This is a genomic window from Stenotrophomonas sp. FSL W7-1447, from assembly GCF_037966425.1.
Classification (GTDB): domain Bacteria; phylum Pseudomonadota; class Gammaproteobacteria; order Xanthomonadales; family Xanthomonadaceae; genus Stenotrophomonas; species Stenotrophomonas pavanii.
In genome coordinates this window covers 624,979-639,832 of record NZ_CP150199.1, presented here as the reverse complement: position 1 = coordinate 639,832, position 14,854 = coordinate 624,979, and the positions used below count along the sequence as shown (strand labels likewise).

At 63.2% G+C, this 14,854-nt stretch carries 15 protein-coding genes; 9 read left to right on the top strand and 6 right to left on the bottom strand.

Annotation, left to right across the window (positions count from 1 at the left end; all coding sequences use genetic code 11):
- Window positions 1-4: 4 nt before the first annotated feature.
- From rfbD to rfbB, 4 genes are read right to left on the bottom strand one after another with little or no spacing between them, the layout of a single operon-like run.
- A complete protein-coding gene (gene rfbD, locus NSQ78_RS02920; RefSeq protein WP_064237604.1) occupies window positions 5-898 on the bottom strand; it encodes a dTDP-4-dehydrorhamnose reductase in 894 nt (297 codons plus the stop codon).
- Window positions 895-1,452 carry a dTDP-4-dehydrorhamnose 3,5-epimerase gene (rfbC, locus tag NSQ78_RS02915; RefSeq protein WP_004141806.1) on the bottom strand — a complete coding sequence of 186 codons (558 nt, stop codon included), beginning with the start codon at window positions 1,450-1,452 and terminating at the stop codon, window positions 895-897. The genes rfbD and rfbC overlap by 4 nt, the downstream gene beginning before the upstream one ends.
- Entirely contained in the window at window positions 1,449-2,336 is an 888-nt protein-coding gene (gene rfbA, locus NSQ78_RS02910; RefSeq protein ID WP_064237603.1) for a glucose-1-phosphate thymidylyltransferase RfbA, read from the bottom strand. Before rfbA ends, rfbC begins: the two co-directional genes overlap by 4 nt.
- Before the next feature lie 14 nt (window positions 2,337-2,350).
- Window positions 2,351-3,406: a dTDP-glucose 4,6-dehydratase gene (gene rfbB, locus NSQ78_RS02905; protein WP_064237602.1), complete on the bottom strand. Its 1,056-nt coding sequence runs from the start codon at window positions 3,404-3,406 to the stop codon at window positions 2,351-2,353.
- Window positions 3,407-3,701: 295 nt separating this feature from the next.
- Between rfbB and NSQ78_RS02900 the strand changes: the two genes are divergently transcribed.
- The 9 genes from NSQ78_RS02900 (at window position 3,702) to NSQ78_RS02860 (ending at window position 12,623) form a co-directional block, all read left to right on the top strand.
- Entirely contained in the window at window positions 3,702-4,448 is a 747-nt protein-coding gene (locus NSQ78_RS02900) for an electron transfer flavoprotein subunit beta/FixA family protein (protein ID WP_064237601.1), read from the top strand.
- On the top strand, window positions 4,448-5,386 hold the full coding sequence (locus tag NSQ78_RS02895; RefSeq protein WP_064237600.1) for an electron transfer flavoprotein subunit alpha/FixB family protein: 939 nt from the start codon (window positions 4,448-4,450) through the stop codon (window positions 5,384-5,386). The genes NSQ78_RS02900 and NSQ78_RS02895 overlap by 1 nt, the downstream gene beginning before the upstream one ends.
- Window positions 5,387-6,370 (top strand): lysylphosphatidylglycerol synthase transmembrane domain-containing protein, encoded by a 984-nt coding sequence (locus NSQ78_RS02890; protein WP_064237599.1) that lies wholly within the window; start codon window positions 5,387-5,389, stop codon window positions 6,368-6,370.
- A 113-nt stretch (window positions 6,371-6,483) separates the two neighbouring features.
- Window positions 6,484-7,902 (top strand): UbiA family prenyltransferase, encoded by a 1,419-nt coding sequence (locus NSQ78_RS02885; RefSeq protein ID WP_064237598.1) that lies wholly within the window; start codon window positions 6,484-6,486, stop codon window positions 7,900-7,902.
- The gene (locus NSQ78_RS02880; protein ID WP_064237597.1) at window positions 7,899-9,212 is read left to right on the top strand and encodes an FAD-binding oxidoreductase; all 1,314 of its coding nucleotides are present in this window, start codon (window positions 7,899-7,901) and stop codon (window positions 9,210-9,212) included. Before NSQ78_RS02885 ends, NSQ78_RS02880 begins: the two co-directional genes overlap by 4 nt.
- A gap of 2 nt (window positions 9,213-9,214) precedes the next feature.
- Complete coding sequence (locus NSQ78_RS02875; RefSeq protein WP_064237596.1) at window positions 9,215-9,946, top strand: SDR family oxidoreductase; 732 nt, start codon at window positions 9,215-9,217, stop codon at window positions 9,944-9,946.
- Between the two features lies 1 nt (window position 9,947).
- Window positions 9,948-10,892: an NAD-dependent epimerase/dehydratase family protein gene (locus NSQ78_RS02870; protein ID WP_064237595.1), complete on the top strand. Its 945-nt coding sequence runs from the start codon at window positions 9,948-9,950 to the stop codon at window positions 10,890-10,892.
- Between the two features lie 28 nt (window positions 10,893-10,920).
- Entirely contained in the window at window positions 10,921-12,228 is a 1,308-nt protein-coding gene (locus tag NSQ78_RS02865; protein WP_064237594.1) for an NAD(P)/FAD-dependent oxidoreductase, read from the top strand.
- Window positions 12,225-12,623: a GtrA family protein gene (locus NSQ78_RS02860; RefSeq protein WP_339207816.1), complete on the top strand. Its 399-nt coding sequence runs from the start codon at window positions 12,225-12,227 to the stop codon at window positions 12,621-12,623. The genes NSQ78_RS02865 and NSQ78_RS02860 overlap by 4 nt, the downstream gene beginning before the upstream one ends.
- A gap of 161 nt (window positions 12,624-12,784) precedes the next feature.
- On the opposite strand, the gene NSQ78_RS02855 is transcribed toward NSQ78_RS02860, so the two are convergent.
- Together NSQ78_RS02855 and NSQ78_RS02850 are read right to left on the bottom strand one after the other, a co-directional pair.
- A complete protein-coding gene (locus NSQ78_RS02855; protein ID WP_149901985.1) occupies window positions 12,785-14,407 on the bottom strand; it encodes a hypothetical protein in 1,623 nt (540 codons plus the stop codon).
- A 25-nt stretch (window positions 14,408-14,432) separates the two neighbouring features.
- Entirely contained in the window at window positions 14,433-14,816 is a 384-nt protein-coding gene (locus tag NSQ78_RS02850) for a hypothetical protein (protein ID WP_149901986.1), read from the bottom strand.
- Window positions 14,817-14,854: the final 38 nt, after the last annotated feature.

The following is a 14,854-nucleotide window of genomic DNA, read 5'->3' as shown; positions in this document are numbered from 1 at the left end:
GCCATCAGGCAATCTCCGCCATCACCCGCTTCAGGCCATCCTGCCAGGTCGGCAGCACGATGCCGAAATCCTGCTGCAGCTTGCGGTTGTCCAGCACCGACCAGGCCGGGCGCTTGGCCGGGGTCGGATACTCGGAACTGGGAATCGCCTCGACCGTCGGCACCTTGGCCAACACGCCGGTGGCCAATGCCTCGGCGAAGATCGCTTCGGCGAACCCATGCCAGCTGGTCTGGCCGCTGGCGGTCAGGTGCCAGGTACCCGACAACTGCCCCGGGTGCTGCAGCGCCTGCAAGGTGACATCAGCGATCAGCGCGGCCGGCGTCGGCGTGCCGATCTGGTCGGCCACCACCCGCAACGCATCGCGCTCGGCGCCCACGCGCAGCATGGTGCGCAGGAAGTTCGCGCCGTGCGAGGCATACACCCACGCCGTGCGGAAAATCAGATGGCGGCCACCGGCCGCACGCACCGCGTCCTCGCCATCGCGCTTGCTGATGCCATATACGCCCAGCGGGGCGGTCGGCTCGTCCTCGCGGTAGGGTGCGCTGCCCTGGCCATCGAACACGTAGTCGGTGGAGTAATGCACGAACGGCACGCCGTGCGCCGCACACCAGCGCGCGATCACGCCCGGTGCCTGCGCGTTGGCGGCGAACGCAGCCTCCGCATCCTGTTCGGCACGATCCACCGCCGTGTAGGCCGCGGCATTGACCACCAGCGACGGCTGCACGCGATCCAGCAGTGCCGGCAGGCTGTCGGGCTGGCCGAAGTCGGCCGTTTCGCACGCACTGCCGTCCGGCAGCTGGCCGCTGCGGGTGGTCGCGACCACCTTGCCCAGCGGCACCAGCGCGCGCAGCAGCTCCTGGCCAACCTGGCCGTTGCCACCCAACACCAGCACGGTCATGGCACGTAGACCGGCAGGCGGTCTTCAGCAATGTCCTTCAGGAACGGCGCGTTCTCGTCCTTGGCCGACAACGTCGGGGCACTGACCGGCCAGTCCACGGCGATGTCCGCATCGTTCCAGCGCACGCCGGCATCAAAGTCCTTCAGGTAGACCTCGGTGCACAGGTAGCTGAACACCGCGCGCTCGGACAACACGGCAAAGCCGTGCGCGAAGCCCTCCGGAATCCAAAACTGCTTCTTGTTCTCCGCGCTCAGCACCACCGCTTCCCACTGGCCGAAGGTCGGCGAGCCGCGGCGGATGTCGACGGCCACATCGTAGACCTCGCCTTCGAGCACGCTGACCAGCTTGCCCTGCGGGCGCGGCCACTGGTAATGCAGGCCGCGCAGCACGCCCTGCGCGGACGTCGACACGTTGCTCTGCACGAAGCGATCCGGCAGGCCCAGCGCGGCAAAGCGCTCGGCATTCCAGGTCTCGAAGAAATAGCCGCGCGCATCGCCGAACACGGCCGGCTCGATCACCACGCAGCCGGGCAACTTGGTTTCAATCACTTTCACGGTACGACTCCACGCAGGGCGAGCTTGTGCAGGTACTGGCCGTAGCCATTCTTGATCAGCGGTGCAGCCAGTGCTTCCAGTTGTTCGGCAGTGATCCAGCCCTGGCCGAACGCGATTTCCTCCGGACAGCAGACCTGCAGGCCCTGGCGGGTCTGGATGGTCTCGATGAAGTTGGACGCCTCCAGCAGCGACTGGTGGGTGCCGGTATCGAGCCAGGCATAACCACGGCCGAGCGCTTCCAGGTGCAGGTGGCCCTCACGCAGGTAGCGCTGGTTCAGATCGGTGATTTCCAGCTCGCCACGCGGCGACGGCTTGAGCTCGGCCGCATGGTCGCTGGCATTGCCATCGTAGAAATACAGGCCGGTGACCGCATAGTTCGATCGCGGATTCTCCGGCTTCTCGACCAGGTCGATGACCTTGCCGTCCTTGTCAAACTCGGCCACGCCGTAGCGTTCCGGGTCGTTGACCCAGTAACCGAACACGGTCGCGCCGTTGTCCCGCTGGTCCGCGTTATGCAGGACATCGCTCAAACCATGACCATGGAAGATGTTGTCGCCCAGCACCAAGCAACTCGGCTTGCCGGCGACGAAATCACGGCCAATCAGGTAGGCCTGGGCCAGGCCGTCGGGGCTCGGCTGCACCGCGTACTGGATGTCCATGCCCCACTGCGAGCCGTCGCCCAGCAGCTGCTGGAACAGCGCCTGCTCGTGCGGGGTGTTGATGATCAGCACCTCGCGGATGCCCGCCAGCATCAGCACGCTGAGCGGGTAATAGATCATCGGCTTGTCGTACACCGGCAGCAGCTGCTTGCTGACGCCCTTGGTGATCGGATACAGCCGGGTGCCGGAGCCGCCGGCGAGGATGATGCCTTTACGCTGCGTCATGTCGTCTCCAGGGTTCAGGCCGCAGTGCCGATGCGCTGCAGACGGTAGCTGCCGTCCAGCACGCCGTTGACCCACTCCTGGTTGTCCAGGTACCAGTCGACGGTGAAGGCGATGCCCTGCTCGAAGGTGTAGGCCGGTTCCCAGCCCAGATCGTTTTTCAGCTTGGACGCGTCGATCGCATAGCGACGGTCGTGGCCGGGGCGGTCAGTGACATAGGTGATCTGGCTGCTGCGCGGCTGGCCATCCGCACGCGGGCGGCGCTGGTCCAGCAGCGCGCAGATGGCCTGCACCACTTCGATGTTCTGCTTTTCCGAATTGCCACCGACGTTGTAGGTCTCACCGACCTGGCCCTTGGCCAGCACGGTGCGGATCGCTTCGCAGTGGTCGGACACGAACAGCCAGTCGCGCACCTGCTTGCCATCGCCGTACACCGGCAGCGGCTCGCCGGCCAGCGCCTTGGCGATCACCAGCGGAATGAGCTTCTCCGGGAAGTGGTACGGGCCGTAGTTGTTGGAGCAATTGGTGGTCAGCACCGGCAACCCGTAGGTGTGGTGGAACGCACGCACCAGGTGGTCCGAAGCGGCCTTTGACGCCGAATAGGGGGAATTCGGAGCGTACGGCGTGGTTTCGCTGAACTTGCCGGTCTCGCCCAGGGTGCCGTACACCTCGTCGGTCGAAACGTGCAGGAAGCGGAAGGCCGCGCCCTGCTCGGCCGGCAGCGCCTTCCAGTAATCACGCACGGCTTCCAGCAGGCCCAGAGTGCCCACCACATTGGTCTGGATGAAGGCACCCGGGCCATCGATGGAGCGATCGACGTGGCTCTCGGCGGCGAAATTCAGCACTGCGTCCGGCTGGTGCTCGGCCAGAAGGCGGGCTACCAGGGCGCTGTCGCCGATGTCACCCTGCACGAACACGTGGTTCGGGTTGCCGTCCAGGCTGGACAGGGTCTTCAGGTTGCCGGCGTAGGTCAGCGCGTCGAGGTTGATGACCTTGACGCCGCGTGCGACGGCCTCGAGAACGAAATTTCCGCCGATAAAGCCGGCACCGCCGGTGACAAGCCATGTGGGCACTACCTGATCTCCTGTTCAATGATGACGTCCACAGGCACCCACGGTGCCCGACATAGCGGGACAGGATACATCGGGGGGACCTTCACGACTGCCTGCATGACGTGAACATGACACCAGAATGCTGCCTTCACGCGAAGCCATGCGGCGATGCAACACTACCATACGCATTCGCATGGTTGCTCCAAGCCAGCTAGAATCGGGATCCCACCCCCGAGCCGGTCGCTGCTGCAGGACCGGATGTTCCCCAGCAAACGTGAGCCGGCCAGCGGCCGGCGCTACAAGGACCCCGTACCAGATGAAAATCCTCGTCGCGTACAAGCGCGTGGTGGACTACAACGTCCGCATTCAGGTCAAGCCGGACGGTTCCGGCGTGGTCACCGACGGCGTCAAGCTGTCCCCCAATCCCTTCGATGAAATCGCCCTGGAAGAAGCCCTGCGCCTGCGCGACAAGGGCATCGCCAGCGAGGTCGTGGTCGCCACCATCGCCCCGGCCGACGCCCAGGCGCACCTGCGCAACGGCCTGGCCATGGGCGCCAACCGCGCGGTCCATGTGGTCACCGACCAGGCCATCCAGCCGCTGACCGCCGCCCGCACCCTGCTCAAGCTGATCGAGAAGGAACAGCCGGACCTGGTGATACTGGGCAAGCAGGCCATCGACGACGACGCGAACCAGACCGGCCAGATGCTGGCCACGCTGTGGGGCCGGCCGCAGGCGACCTTCGCCAGCAAGCTGGACATTGCCGACGGCAAGGCCACGGTGACCCGCGAAGTCGACGCCGGCCTGGAAACGCTGGAAGTGGACCTGCCAGCCGTGGTCACCACCGACCTGCGCCTGAACGAGCCGCGCTTCATCAAGCTGCCGGACATCATGAAGGCCAAGGCCAAGCCGCTGGAGACCCTGCAGCTGGCCGACCTCGGCGTTGAAGCTGCCGACACCTTCAAGACCACCCAGTACGCCGCACCGTCCAAGCGCAGCAGGGGTGTGATGGTCAAGGACGCGGCCGAACTGGTGGCCGCACTCAAGCAGAAGGGGCTGCTGTAATGAGCAAGATTCTCGTCATCGCCGAACACCACGACGGCAAGCTCAACGCCGCCACCGCCAAGACTGTCAGCGCCGCCGCCGCCATCAGCGGTGCCAGCATCGATGTCGTGGTGCTGGCCGCCGATCCGGCCGCCGTTGCCGCCGAGGCCGCGAAGATCAGTGGCGTCGCCAAGGTCCTGACCGTGGCCAACGCCGCCAACGCGCAGGCCATCGCCCAGGTGCTGGCGCCGCAGATCGCGCAGCTGGCCAAGGGCTACACCCACGTGTTCGGCCCATCGACCACTTTCGGCAAGGACCTGATGCCGTGCGTGGCCGCGCGGCTGGGCGTCAACCAGGTCTCCGACCTGATGACCGTTGAAGGCAGCCATACCTTCAAGCGCCCGATCTACGCCGGCAACGCGATCATCACCGTGGAAGTCCCGGCCGACCAGATCGTGGTCGCCACCGTGCGTGCCGCCTCGTGGCCGGAAGCCGCCCAGGGCGGCAGCGCCGCCATCGAAGCGGCCAGCGTCGATGCTGCCCTGCCGACCCACACCCGCTTCGTCGGCCTCGCCGCGGGTGCCAGCGACCGTCCGGACCTGCAGAGCGCCAAGCGCGTGGTCTCCGGTGGCCGTGGCGTCGGTTCGGAAGAGAACTTCAAGGTGATCTTCCAGCTGGCCGACAAGCTCGCTGCCGCCGTGGGTGCCTCGCGTGCCGCGGTCGATGCCGGCTACGTGCCCAGCGACCTGCAGGTCGGCCAGACCGGCAAAATCATCGCCCCGGAGCTGTATGTGGCGGTGGGCATCAGCGGTGCGATCCAGCATCTGACCGGCATCAAGGACGCCGGTACGATCGTGGCGATCAACAAGGATCCGGATTCGCCGATCTTTGAAATTGCCGATATCGGCCTGGTGGGGGATCTGTTTGCGATCCTGCCGGAGCTGGAAAAGGCGCTGTAAATGAGTGGAAGCGCGTCCCCGGCACCGGCGTTGCCGGACCGCCGGGGGCGGGCGGCCCGCTGGGTCATCATCATCGCAGCGGTCTATATCGCCGCTCTGTACTACGTCGATCGGGACCGGAATATTCTGTCCCGCCTCACCGACATGGCGGCGCCTCTCGGTGCCTGCGCCCTGCTGGTACTTCTGAGCTATCTCTTGCGCTACCTGCGATGGCGCAGCATTCTGCGCGTCCAGGGCTACCCGCTGCCGCAATGGAGACAGGGGTTCCTGGCCTATCTGGCAGGCTTTGCCTTCACGGCCTCACCCGGCAAGGCAGGCGAACTGCTGCGAATCCGCTACTTCGGATGGCTGCATATTCCCGCCAGGACCACCCTCGGCACTTTCATCTTCGAGCGCGCCATCGACCTGCTGGTCATCACCCTGCTGGCGATCGGGGCGGCCACTCTGGTGCCCGTATTCGGTCTGCTGACCGTGATCATTCTGTTGATCCTGTTTGCGCTGGTTGCATTTGCCTGCTGGTCGCCTCTGGCGCGCGCCTCACGCCATGCGATTGACCTGGTGCCGGGAAGGCTGCTGCGCCAACTGGGTCACTTCCTGGTGGACGGTGCTGGCGCTCTCGGTCCATTGATGCGTCCCGGCCTGCTGGCCAGCAGCTCCAGCTGGGGCGCCGGTGCCTGGGGGCTCACCGCAATTGCCTTCGCATGGCTGTGCCATGCCTCCGGCATTGACCTGCCGTGGCAACTCGCGCTTGGCATCTACCCGTTGGCAATGCTGGTCGGCGCGCTGTCCTTCGTACCCGGCGGGGTAGGCACCACCGAAGCGTCCATCGTGATGATGCTGAATGCGAGTGGTGTCGACACCGACGCGGCGCTGGCAATCGCCATCGGCATTCGCCTGGTCAGTCTATGGCTGGCAGTGCTGGTTGGCGTGCTGGCAATGGTCGCGCTGGAGTCTGCCGGTTCGTCGCCCCGGCAAGGCCACTGAAGCGCTATTGCTGTCCCTGAGGCCTCGATCACTTATCATCGTCGGGTTATCAGGGACTTGAAGAGCACTGCAATGCGAAAATTGGATGCACCCAGGTATGGAGCCGGCGCACTGTGACGGTTTCCAATCGCCCGCTCTGCGTTGATCTCGACGGCACCCTACTGCGCTCGGACATCCTGTACGAGTCACTGCTGGCCTTGCTTGCCCACAATCCGCTTTACGTCTTCCTCCTTCCCTTCTGGCTGCTGAAGGGCAAGGCGCATGTGAAGCGACAGCTGGCCTCGCGCGTGCAGCTGCCGGCTGAGACGCTGCCCTACGACGAGCGCGTGCTGGAAATCCTGCGCACCACCACGCAACGCCCGCGCGTGCTGTGTACCGCCTCGGACCGACTGCTGGTGCAACCCATCGCCGATCACCTGGGGTTGTTCGAAGAAGTCATGGCCAGTGACGGCCATACCAACCTGTCCGGCAGCAACAAGGGCCAGGCCCTGGCGGCGCGCTTTGGCGAGCGCGGTTTCGACTACATGGGCAACGGCCGGGTCGACGTCAAGGTCTGGGCACATGCCGGTGGCGCGATCGTGGTCAACAACAACGCGTCTCTGGCCCGCGATGCTGCCCGTCAGACCGAGGTCCTGGCCCATCTGCCCGCGCAGAATGGCAACCTGCTGACCTGGATCAAGGCGCTGCGTGTCTACCAGTGGCTGAAGAACCTGCTGGTGCTGGTACCGCTGCTGACCGCGCACCGCTTCCTCGACCCGGCAGCGGTCATCGACGCCGGCGTAGCCTTCCTGTCCTTCGGCCTGTGCGCGTCCGGCGTGTACCTGCTCAACGACCTGCTGGACCTGACCCCGGACCGCATGCATCCGCGCAAGCGCAAGCGTCCCTTCGCCGCCGGCACGCTTCCGTTGCTGCATGGCCTGCTGGTCGCGCCGTTGATCACCCTGGCCGGCTTTGCGCTGGCGCTGGCCTGCAGCCCGGCATTTGCCGCAGTACTGCTCTGCTACTACGTGATGACCCTGAGCTACTCGCTCAAGCTCAAGCGCGTGGTGATGATCGACGTGGTGATGCTGGCGGCGCTGTACACGGTCCGCATCATCGGCGGCGCGGTGGCGATCAACTCTGAACTGTCGTTCTGGCTGCTGGCGTTCTCGATGTTCGTGTTCCTCAGCCTGGCCATGCTCAAGCGCTATACCGAACTGGCCTCGGCACTGGCCAGCGGCAAGGAAATGGCGATCGGCCGAGGCTACTCGGTGGCCGACCTGCCGCTGGTGCAGTCGCTGGGCGCGGCCGCCGGCTACATCGGCGTCGCGGTCTTCGCGCTGTACATCAACAGCCCGGAAAGCCTGGAGCTGTATACCAGTCCCAAGCTGCTGTGGCTGCTGTGCCCGATCCTGCTGTACTGGATCAGCCGGATGTGGATCGTCTCGCACCGGGGCGACATGCATGACGACCCGATCGTGTTCGCGGCGACGGACCGCGGCAGCCAGATCGTCATTGCACTGTGCGTGCTGATCGTACTGATCGCCATATGAGTGCAGCGCTGGGCCAATCCTGGGGCCGCTACCCGCGTGTGCAGCAGCGGATTGTTCCGGTGCTCGACCGCAATGCGCAGCTGCCGCTGCCGTCCGATGGCGGCACGGTGCTGCCGCATGGCAATGGCCGCAGCTATGGCGACAGCTGCCTGAATCCAGCAGCGACGCTGCTGACCAGCCGCGCCTTGGACCGCTTCATCGACTTCGACCCATCCACCGGCGTCGTGCGCTGCGAAGCCGGCGTGACCCTGGCCGATATCCTGGATATCGCCCTGCCGCGCGGCTGGTTTCTGGCGGTCACCCCGGGCACCCGTTATGCCACCGTGGGCGGTGGGATCGGCAATGACGTACACGGCAAGAACCACCATCGCGCAGGCACGTTCGGGCACCACGTGCGCCGTCTGGAACTGCTGCGCAGCGATGGCGTGCGGCGCGAACTAGCGCCTGGCGATTCCAGTGGGCTGTTTGAAGCCACCGTGGGCGGCCTGGGCCTGACCGGCTTCATCACCTGGGCCGAGTTGCAGCTGCGACGCGTGCCGGGACCGTGGATCGAAACCGAATCGATCCGCTTCGACAATCTGGACGAGTTCTTCGCGCTGTCGCGCGCGTCGGCCAACGATTTCGAGTACACCGTGGCCTGGATCGACTGCCTGGCCAGTGGCAGCCGCCTGGGCCGTGGCCACTTCCTGCGCGGCGACCACGCGCCGGGCAATGCACAGGCGGCAACCCCCAGTTCCGCGCCTCGCCGCAGCATGCCGGTGGTACCGCCGGTATCGCTGGTCAACCGGCTGACCCTGCGCCCGTTCAATACGCTGTACTACTGGCGCCAGCCGGCGCGGCGTGCGCGACACCTGTCGCACTACCAGAGCTACTTCTACCCCCTGGATGGCATCAACCACTGGAACCGCATGTACGGCCCACGCGGCTTCCTGCAGCACCAGTGCGTGCTGCCTCCAGAGACTGCCCGCGATGCGACCGCGGCCCTGCTGGCCGAGATCGCCCGCAGCAAGCGCGGCTCGTTCCTGGCCGTGCTGAAGGAATTCGGCGAGCGTCCCTCGCCGGGCCTGCTCTCCTTCCCGCGCCCGGGTACCACCCTGGCGCTGGATTTCCCCAATGACGGTCCCGAGCTGTTGAAGATGCTCGACCGCCTGGACCGGATAGTCAGCGAAGCGGGCGGTGCGGTGTACGCGGCCAAGGACGCACGCATGTCCGGCCCCCTGTTCCGCCAGGCCTACCCGGCCTGGGAAGCATTCTCCCGCTTCATCGACCCCCGATTCTCATCCGGCTTCTGGCGCCGGGTGATGGAGTAAGCATGCAGAAGATCCTGATCATCGGCGCGACCTCGGCCATCGCCGAATCGGTTGCCCGCCTGTACGCCGCACGCGGCGCCGCGCTCTACCTGGCGGGTCGCAGTGCCGGCAAGCTGGATGCCATTGCCGCCGACCTGCGCGTGCGCGGTGCCCCGCACGTGCACAGCGGCGTGCTGGACGTGAACGATGTGGCCGCCCACGGCGCCCTCCTGGACAACGCCTGGGCCGCGCTTGGCGGCATCGATACCGTCCTGATCGCCCACGGTACCCTGCCCGACCAGGCTGCCTGCGATGCCTCGGTGGACCTGTCGCTGCGCGAGTTCGCCACCAACGGCACCTCCACCATCGCCCTTGCAGCGGCCCTGGCCCAGCGCCTGCAGTCCGGTGCGAGCATGGCCGTCATTTCCTCGGTGGCCGGTGATCGCGGCCGCGCCAGCAATTACCTGTACGGCAGCGCCAAGGCAGCGGTCACCGCCTACTTGAGCGGCCTGGGCCAGCGCCTGCGTCCGGCTGGCATCAACGTGCTGATCATCAAGCCCGGCTTCGTCGATACGCCGATGACCGCCGCGTTCAAGAAGGGCGCCCTGTGGGCGACACCGGACAAGGTCGCCGCCGGCATCCTCAAGGCGATCGGCAAGCGCAAGGCCGTTACCTACCTGCCCGGCTTCTGGTGGGCCATCATGATGATCATCAAGAACATCCCCGAATTCGTCTTCCGCAGGATCAAGCTCTGACATGACCGACAAGCACGCCAAGATCGTCATCACCGGTGCTGCCGGCCTGGTGGGGCAGAACCTGATCGTCGAGCTCAAGCAGCAGGGTTACACCCAGCTGGTTGCCATCGACAAGCATGCCCACAACCTGGATATCCTGCACGGCCTGCATCCGGATGTGCGCGTGGTGAAAGCTGACCTGGCTGAACCTGGCGCGTGGGCCGGTGAATTCAACGGTGCCGCCTGCGTGGTGCAGCTGCACGCGCAGATCACCGGCAAGACCACCGACCTGTTCGTCCGCAACAACATCACGGCCACCGGCCATGTGTTGAAGGCGACCCAGGATGCCGCTGTGCCCTACATGGTGCACATCAGCTCGTCGGTGGTGAATTCGGTCGCCAAGGACGATTACACCAATACGAAGCGCGAACAGGAGGAGATGGTGGTTGCCAGCGGCCAGCGCCACTGCGTGCTGCGCCCGACACTGATGTTCGGCTGGTTCGACCCCAAGCACCTCGGTTGGCTGTCCCGCTTCATGGCACGCACGCCGGTATTCCCCATCCCCGGCGACGGCAGGTTCATGCGCCAACCGCTGTATGAACGCGACTTCTGCCGCTGCATCGCCAAGTGCATCGAGACCGAACCGGACGGCGAGGTCTTCGACATCGTCGGCGATACGCGCGTGGATTACGTGGACATCATCCGCACCATCAAGCGGGTAAAGAAGCTGCATACGGTGATCGTGCACATTCCGATCGGCTTCTTCGGCTTCCTGTTGAAGGTCTACAGCCTGTTCAGCAGCAAGCCGCCTTTTACTGCGGACCAGCTAAAGGCTCTGAGTGCCGGCGATGACTTCAAGGGAATTGATACTGAAGCCATTTTTGGGGTGAGGCAGACGCCGTTTGAAGAAGCCATCCGTGAGAGCTATACCGACCCGCGCTACAGCCACATCGTGCTGCAGCGCTGATCCACACGAACAGAAGAAGACTCCTCATATGCGCAATTTCGCCATAATCGGCAGTGGCCCCATGGGCCTCATGGCAGCTCTGGAGCTGCTCAAGCAGGGTTACAGGGTCGACATCTATGAGCGCGACGACCGTATCGGCGGCATGTCGGCCGATTTCGATTTCGACGGCCTGCGTATCGAGCGCTACTACCACTTCATCTGCAAGACCGACTATCCACTGTTCAAGCTGCTTGACGAGCTGAAGATGTCCGATCGCCTGCACTGGACGGACACCAAGATGGGCTATTACTACCAAGGCAAGCTGCACCAATGGGGCACGCCGTTTGCGCTGCTCGGCTTCCCACATCTGGGGCTTGTGGACAAAGTGCGCTATGCCCTGCATGTGATGCACACCAAGGGCATCCAGGACTGGACCGCGCTGGACAAGGAGAACGCACGCGACTGGATTACCCGCTGGATTGGCCCCAAGGCCTACAAGGTGATGTGGGAAAAAGCGTTCGCGTTGAAGTTCTTCGAGTATCAGAACGACCTCTCCGCGTCCTGGATCGGCACCCGCATCAAGCGCGTGGCCCTCTCCCGCCGCAATTTGTTCAATGAAAGCATGGGCTACCTGGAAGGAGGCTCGGCCGTACTGCTGGACAAAATGGCCAAGGAAATCGTTCGCCTTGGCGGGCGGATCCTGCTCTCAGAGCCCATCGAAGAAGTCACCTCCCTGGAAGGGACCGTTACCGGCATCCGCACGCCTAACGGGCACCATGCATATGAGGCAGTGGTCTCCACCGCCCCCATCCAATACGTGCCCAGCATGGTTCCAGGCCTGCCGAAGGCATTCGCCGACAAGGTTGGGGCCATCGAGAACATTCCAGTGGCCTGTGTGATCCTAAAGTTGTCGCAGCCTATCAGCGAAAACTTCTGGATGAACATCAGTGACGACCGCATCACCATTCCCGGCCTGATCGAATACAGCAACCTCAACCCAGGCAAAGGCCCAGGCGAACACATCGTATACGCGCCCTACTACATGCCCAAGACACACCCTAAGTGGCAGTGGAGCAATCAGCAGTTGATCGACGAAGTCGTCAGCTACCTCCCAATGATCAACCCTGAATTCAAGCCTGAGTGGATCCGAGCCACGCATTGCCATCGCTATGAGTTTGCCCAGACCATCTGCCCGCCCGGTTTCCAAGGCATGCTGCCGCCAATGAAGACACCAGTCGAAGGCTTCTACATGGCCGACACGGCGTACTACTACCCTGAAGACCGTTCGATCAATGAGAGTATCGCTGTAGGTAGCGAGCTTGCGCGCGTTGCCGGCAATGGAGCGCTCCACAGGTGATTTCCCGCCAGTTCCTGCTGTTCCTGATCGCAGGCGGTCTTGCCGCTTGCGTCAACTTCGGCTCCAGGATTGCCCTCAGCCAGTGGCTCCACTACACGCCAGCGATCATCATCGCCTACTGCCTGGGCATGACCACCGCGTTCCTTCTAAACCGTGCGTTTGTTTTCCGATCGGCAGCGAACCGCATGCGCAGTCAGGCGTTCTGGTTCATCGTAGTCAATCTTGCGGCAGTGCTTCAGACGCTGGCCATCAGCCTGTTGCTGGCACGCTGGCTATTGCCTCAGCTGGGTATCGATTTCCACAACGAAACCCTCGCGCACGCGGTCGGCGTCGCCGTTCCGGTGCTGACCAGCTACTTTGGCCACAAGTACCTTTCGTTTCGTCAAAAAAACTGAAATCAAATGTGCTGCGTTCGATGCAGCTCCAGTCTCTGCGGGAAAAAGGCTACCGCATGCCTTGCGGCGGCGCCTCCACGTCGGGGAAAACCCAGCCGTCCGCGGCAACTTCAAGCGTGCCGCCGTCGCGCCAGATGGCGGGAGCGCAATGCTCCCGCCTCTCAGCTACCGATGCAGTAAAGCGATATCCTCTTCACTTCCGCCTGCTCGGCGGATTGAAGGGAAATGCGCAGTCGATCGTTTGTGGCAGTAGAAGCCGGCAAAGCCAACTGCAATTGCTTCTCACCGGGATAGACGGCAAGGTATTGACCTGCAGGCGGCGAGGGCCCGCTCTCTTCACCACCCCATGCTGCAGCAACCTGTGCAGGGCCTGTGTTCCCGTCCAGCATAAGGTTGACCCCGAGAACATCGACTCCTGGCCCGCAGTGCGACGCCTTTGCTTCTATGACGTAAGACTTGACCAGGACACCCGCCGGGGTTCTGGATGTATTCAGCGCACCCGTCAGATCAATCTCTTTGGGTGAAACGGCCTGCCCAGAATGGACATTCGCGTTCAGCCAGAAGCCGCCACGGAAATTCTCAAACTGTGGATTGATCGGAACAAACACATTCTCATAGGACTCAGAAAACCTGAGATAACGTTGGTAACCAAGATCGGGACGGTCAAAGGTGCGATAGTTCATGCAAGCAATGACCAGATAGGCGGCAATTGCCGCCCAAGCGGCCCTGCGCGCGTATGGAACCGTGGTAACCAATGCCATCAGCACAACGCCGTACGGAATTACGAAGTAGCGAGCACCAAAACCCAGTGGGGACGCATTGCCTGGCTGATCACGCATTGCATAGAAGCCGGCCAGCGCAAACATGCCGGCACCGCCAAGCAGCGAGAGCGTGGTCAGAAAATCACGCTCCAGCCATCCTCGTTGGCGTCCGACAGTTGACAGCGCCACCACTAGGCAAAGCCAGAAGACAAGAGCAGCAACACCTGCTGTCGGAGACAGCGAGCCGAATACAAAGAACGACTTCAGACCATGCAGCCAAGCGCTCGCATCATTGCTCGCAGATGCGGCGAGCCTGTCCGAATCAACAAAGAAAGAAAGTTGAACAAGAGAGGCGACTAGCAGGATGAGCAGCATCCACTGCCGACGTTCCAGTTGCCTCGTAAAGATGGCCTGCAGGAGCGCCACAGGAAGAACAATAATGCAGAAAGGTCCAGTCAAAGAGGCAATCGCAGCAAATGCCAGATGTGGCCAACTGTCTCTTTCTGGGGGGGGGAGCAGCGCACACGCCGCCAACCCTATAGCCAAGTACCACTGTGCGTTGGTTACAGTGAAAAGAGTCTCCGAAGTAGTTGGCAATATTCCCAACAGCACCACGAAGCAAAGCGCAGAAAGCAGACAAACGTTCACCGTCCTTAGCCGCTGAACGCAAACAACCGCCGCAGTCCCGTAGGCAAGGAGCCAACCAACAGCCATGATCGGCGCCAGCCAATGAGCACCAAATGCTATGGCAATCAGCGAGACTGCCCGTGGATAGACATGCAAATAACCCGCGTAAGGCGAGGCTAGCGTACGCCAGCCCCCCTCAATTGCTCCGCGGATGAATACATGACCGTCCTCCGCCCACAGCATTCGTCCTGCAACACCATTCCACTCCGTGATTCGGAAAAGAGCGACAGCAATCGCAGCAAAGAACGCAAGAGCGGCCAGGCCAATGCCGCTGCGTGCATGGTATGACGCGCGCTCAGCAATGGCCGAAATAGATCGTTGCACGTTTGTGGACACGTTCTGTTGGAGAGAGGACTTTGCTTCAGTTCGACGGATTACCCGCGGCAGCACCCAGCACTTCCGGTGATTCCGGAATCTGGCTAAGTTCCTCAGCAGGAATCTCGATGACGTCCTCAGCCTTCATGTTCTTGGTCTGCAGCCAGTTGGCGTCGACAATCCAGTGGCGCTGACCTTGCTCGACATAGAACCATCCATCTTCCTTGCCGCCGTCGCTTGCAGGACGGCGCACAACCTTGCCGTCATACTTTTTGGCTACGGACGCGGCCGGAGCAGGCGCAGCAGTCGGAGCTTCGGTTGCCGAAGCCTGCTGGCTCGCATCAGCCGCGCGTTCGTCCGGCGACTTGCCGCACGCAGCAAGACCCAGCGCAGCAATCAGAATAACAGCTCCATTCCTGACGTGGTTCATCAAACTAATCCCCTTTTGAGTAGTGATTTTGCAATGTG

Coding starts and splice junctions, on each gene's coding strand:
- NSQ78_RS02865 (WP_064237594.1), top strand. CDS start 10,921: ATGCGCAATTTCGCCATAATCGGCAGTGGCCCCATGGGCCTCATGGCA.
- NSQ78_RS02890 (WP_064237599.1), top strand. CDS start 5,387: ATGAGTGGAAGCGCGTCCCCGGCACCGGCGTTGCCGGACCGCCGGGGG.
- NSQ78_RS02900 (WP_064237601.1), top strand. CDS start 3,702: ATGAAAATCCTCGTCGCGTACAAGCGCGTGGTGGACTACAACGTCCGC.
- rfbD (WP_064237604.1), bottom strand. CDS start 898: ATGACCGTGCTGGTGTTGGGTGGCAACGGCCAGGTTGGCCAGGAGCTG.
- NSQ78_RS02850 (WP_149901986.1), bottom strand. CDS start 14,816: ATGAACCACGTCAGGAATGGAGCTGTTATTCTGATTGCTGCGCTGGGT.
- NSQ78_RS02870 (WP_064237595.1), top strand. CDS start 9,948: ATGACCGACAAGCACGCCAAGATCGTCATCACCGGTGCTGCCGGCCTG.
- NSQ78_RS02880 (WP_064237597.1), top strand. CDS start 7,899: ATGAGTGCAGCGCTGGGCCAATCCTGGGGCCGCTACCCGCGTGTGCAG.
- NSQ78_RS02875 (WP_064237596.1), top strand. CDS start 9,215: ATGCAGAAGATCCTGATCATCGGCGCGACCTCGGCCATCGCCGAATCG.
- NSQ78_RS02895 (WP_064237600.1), top strand. CDS start 4,448: ATGAGCAAGATTCTCGTCATCGCCGAACACCACGACGGCAAGCTCAAC.
- rfbA (WP_064237603.1), bottom strand. CDS start 2,336: ATGACGCAGCGTAAAGGCATCATCCTCGCCGGCGGCTCCGGCACCCGG.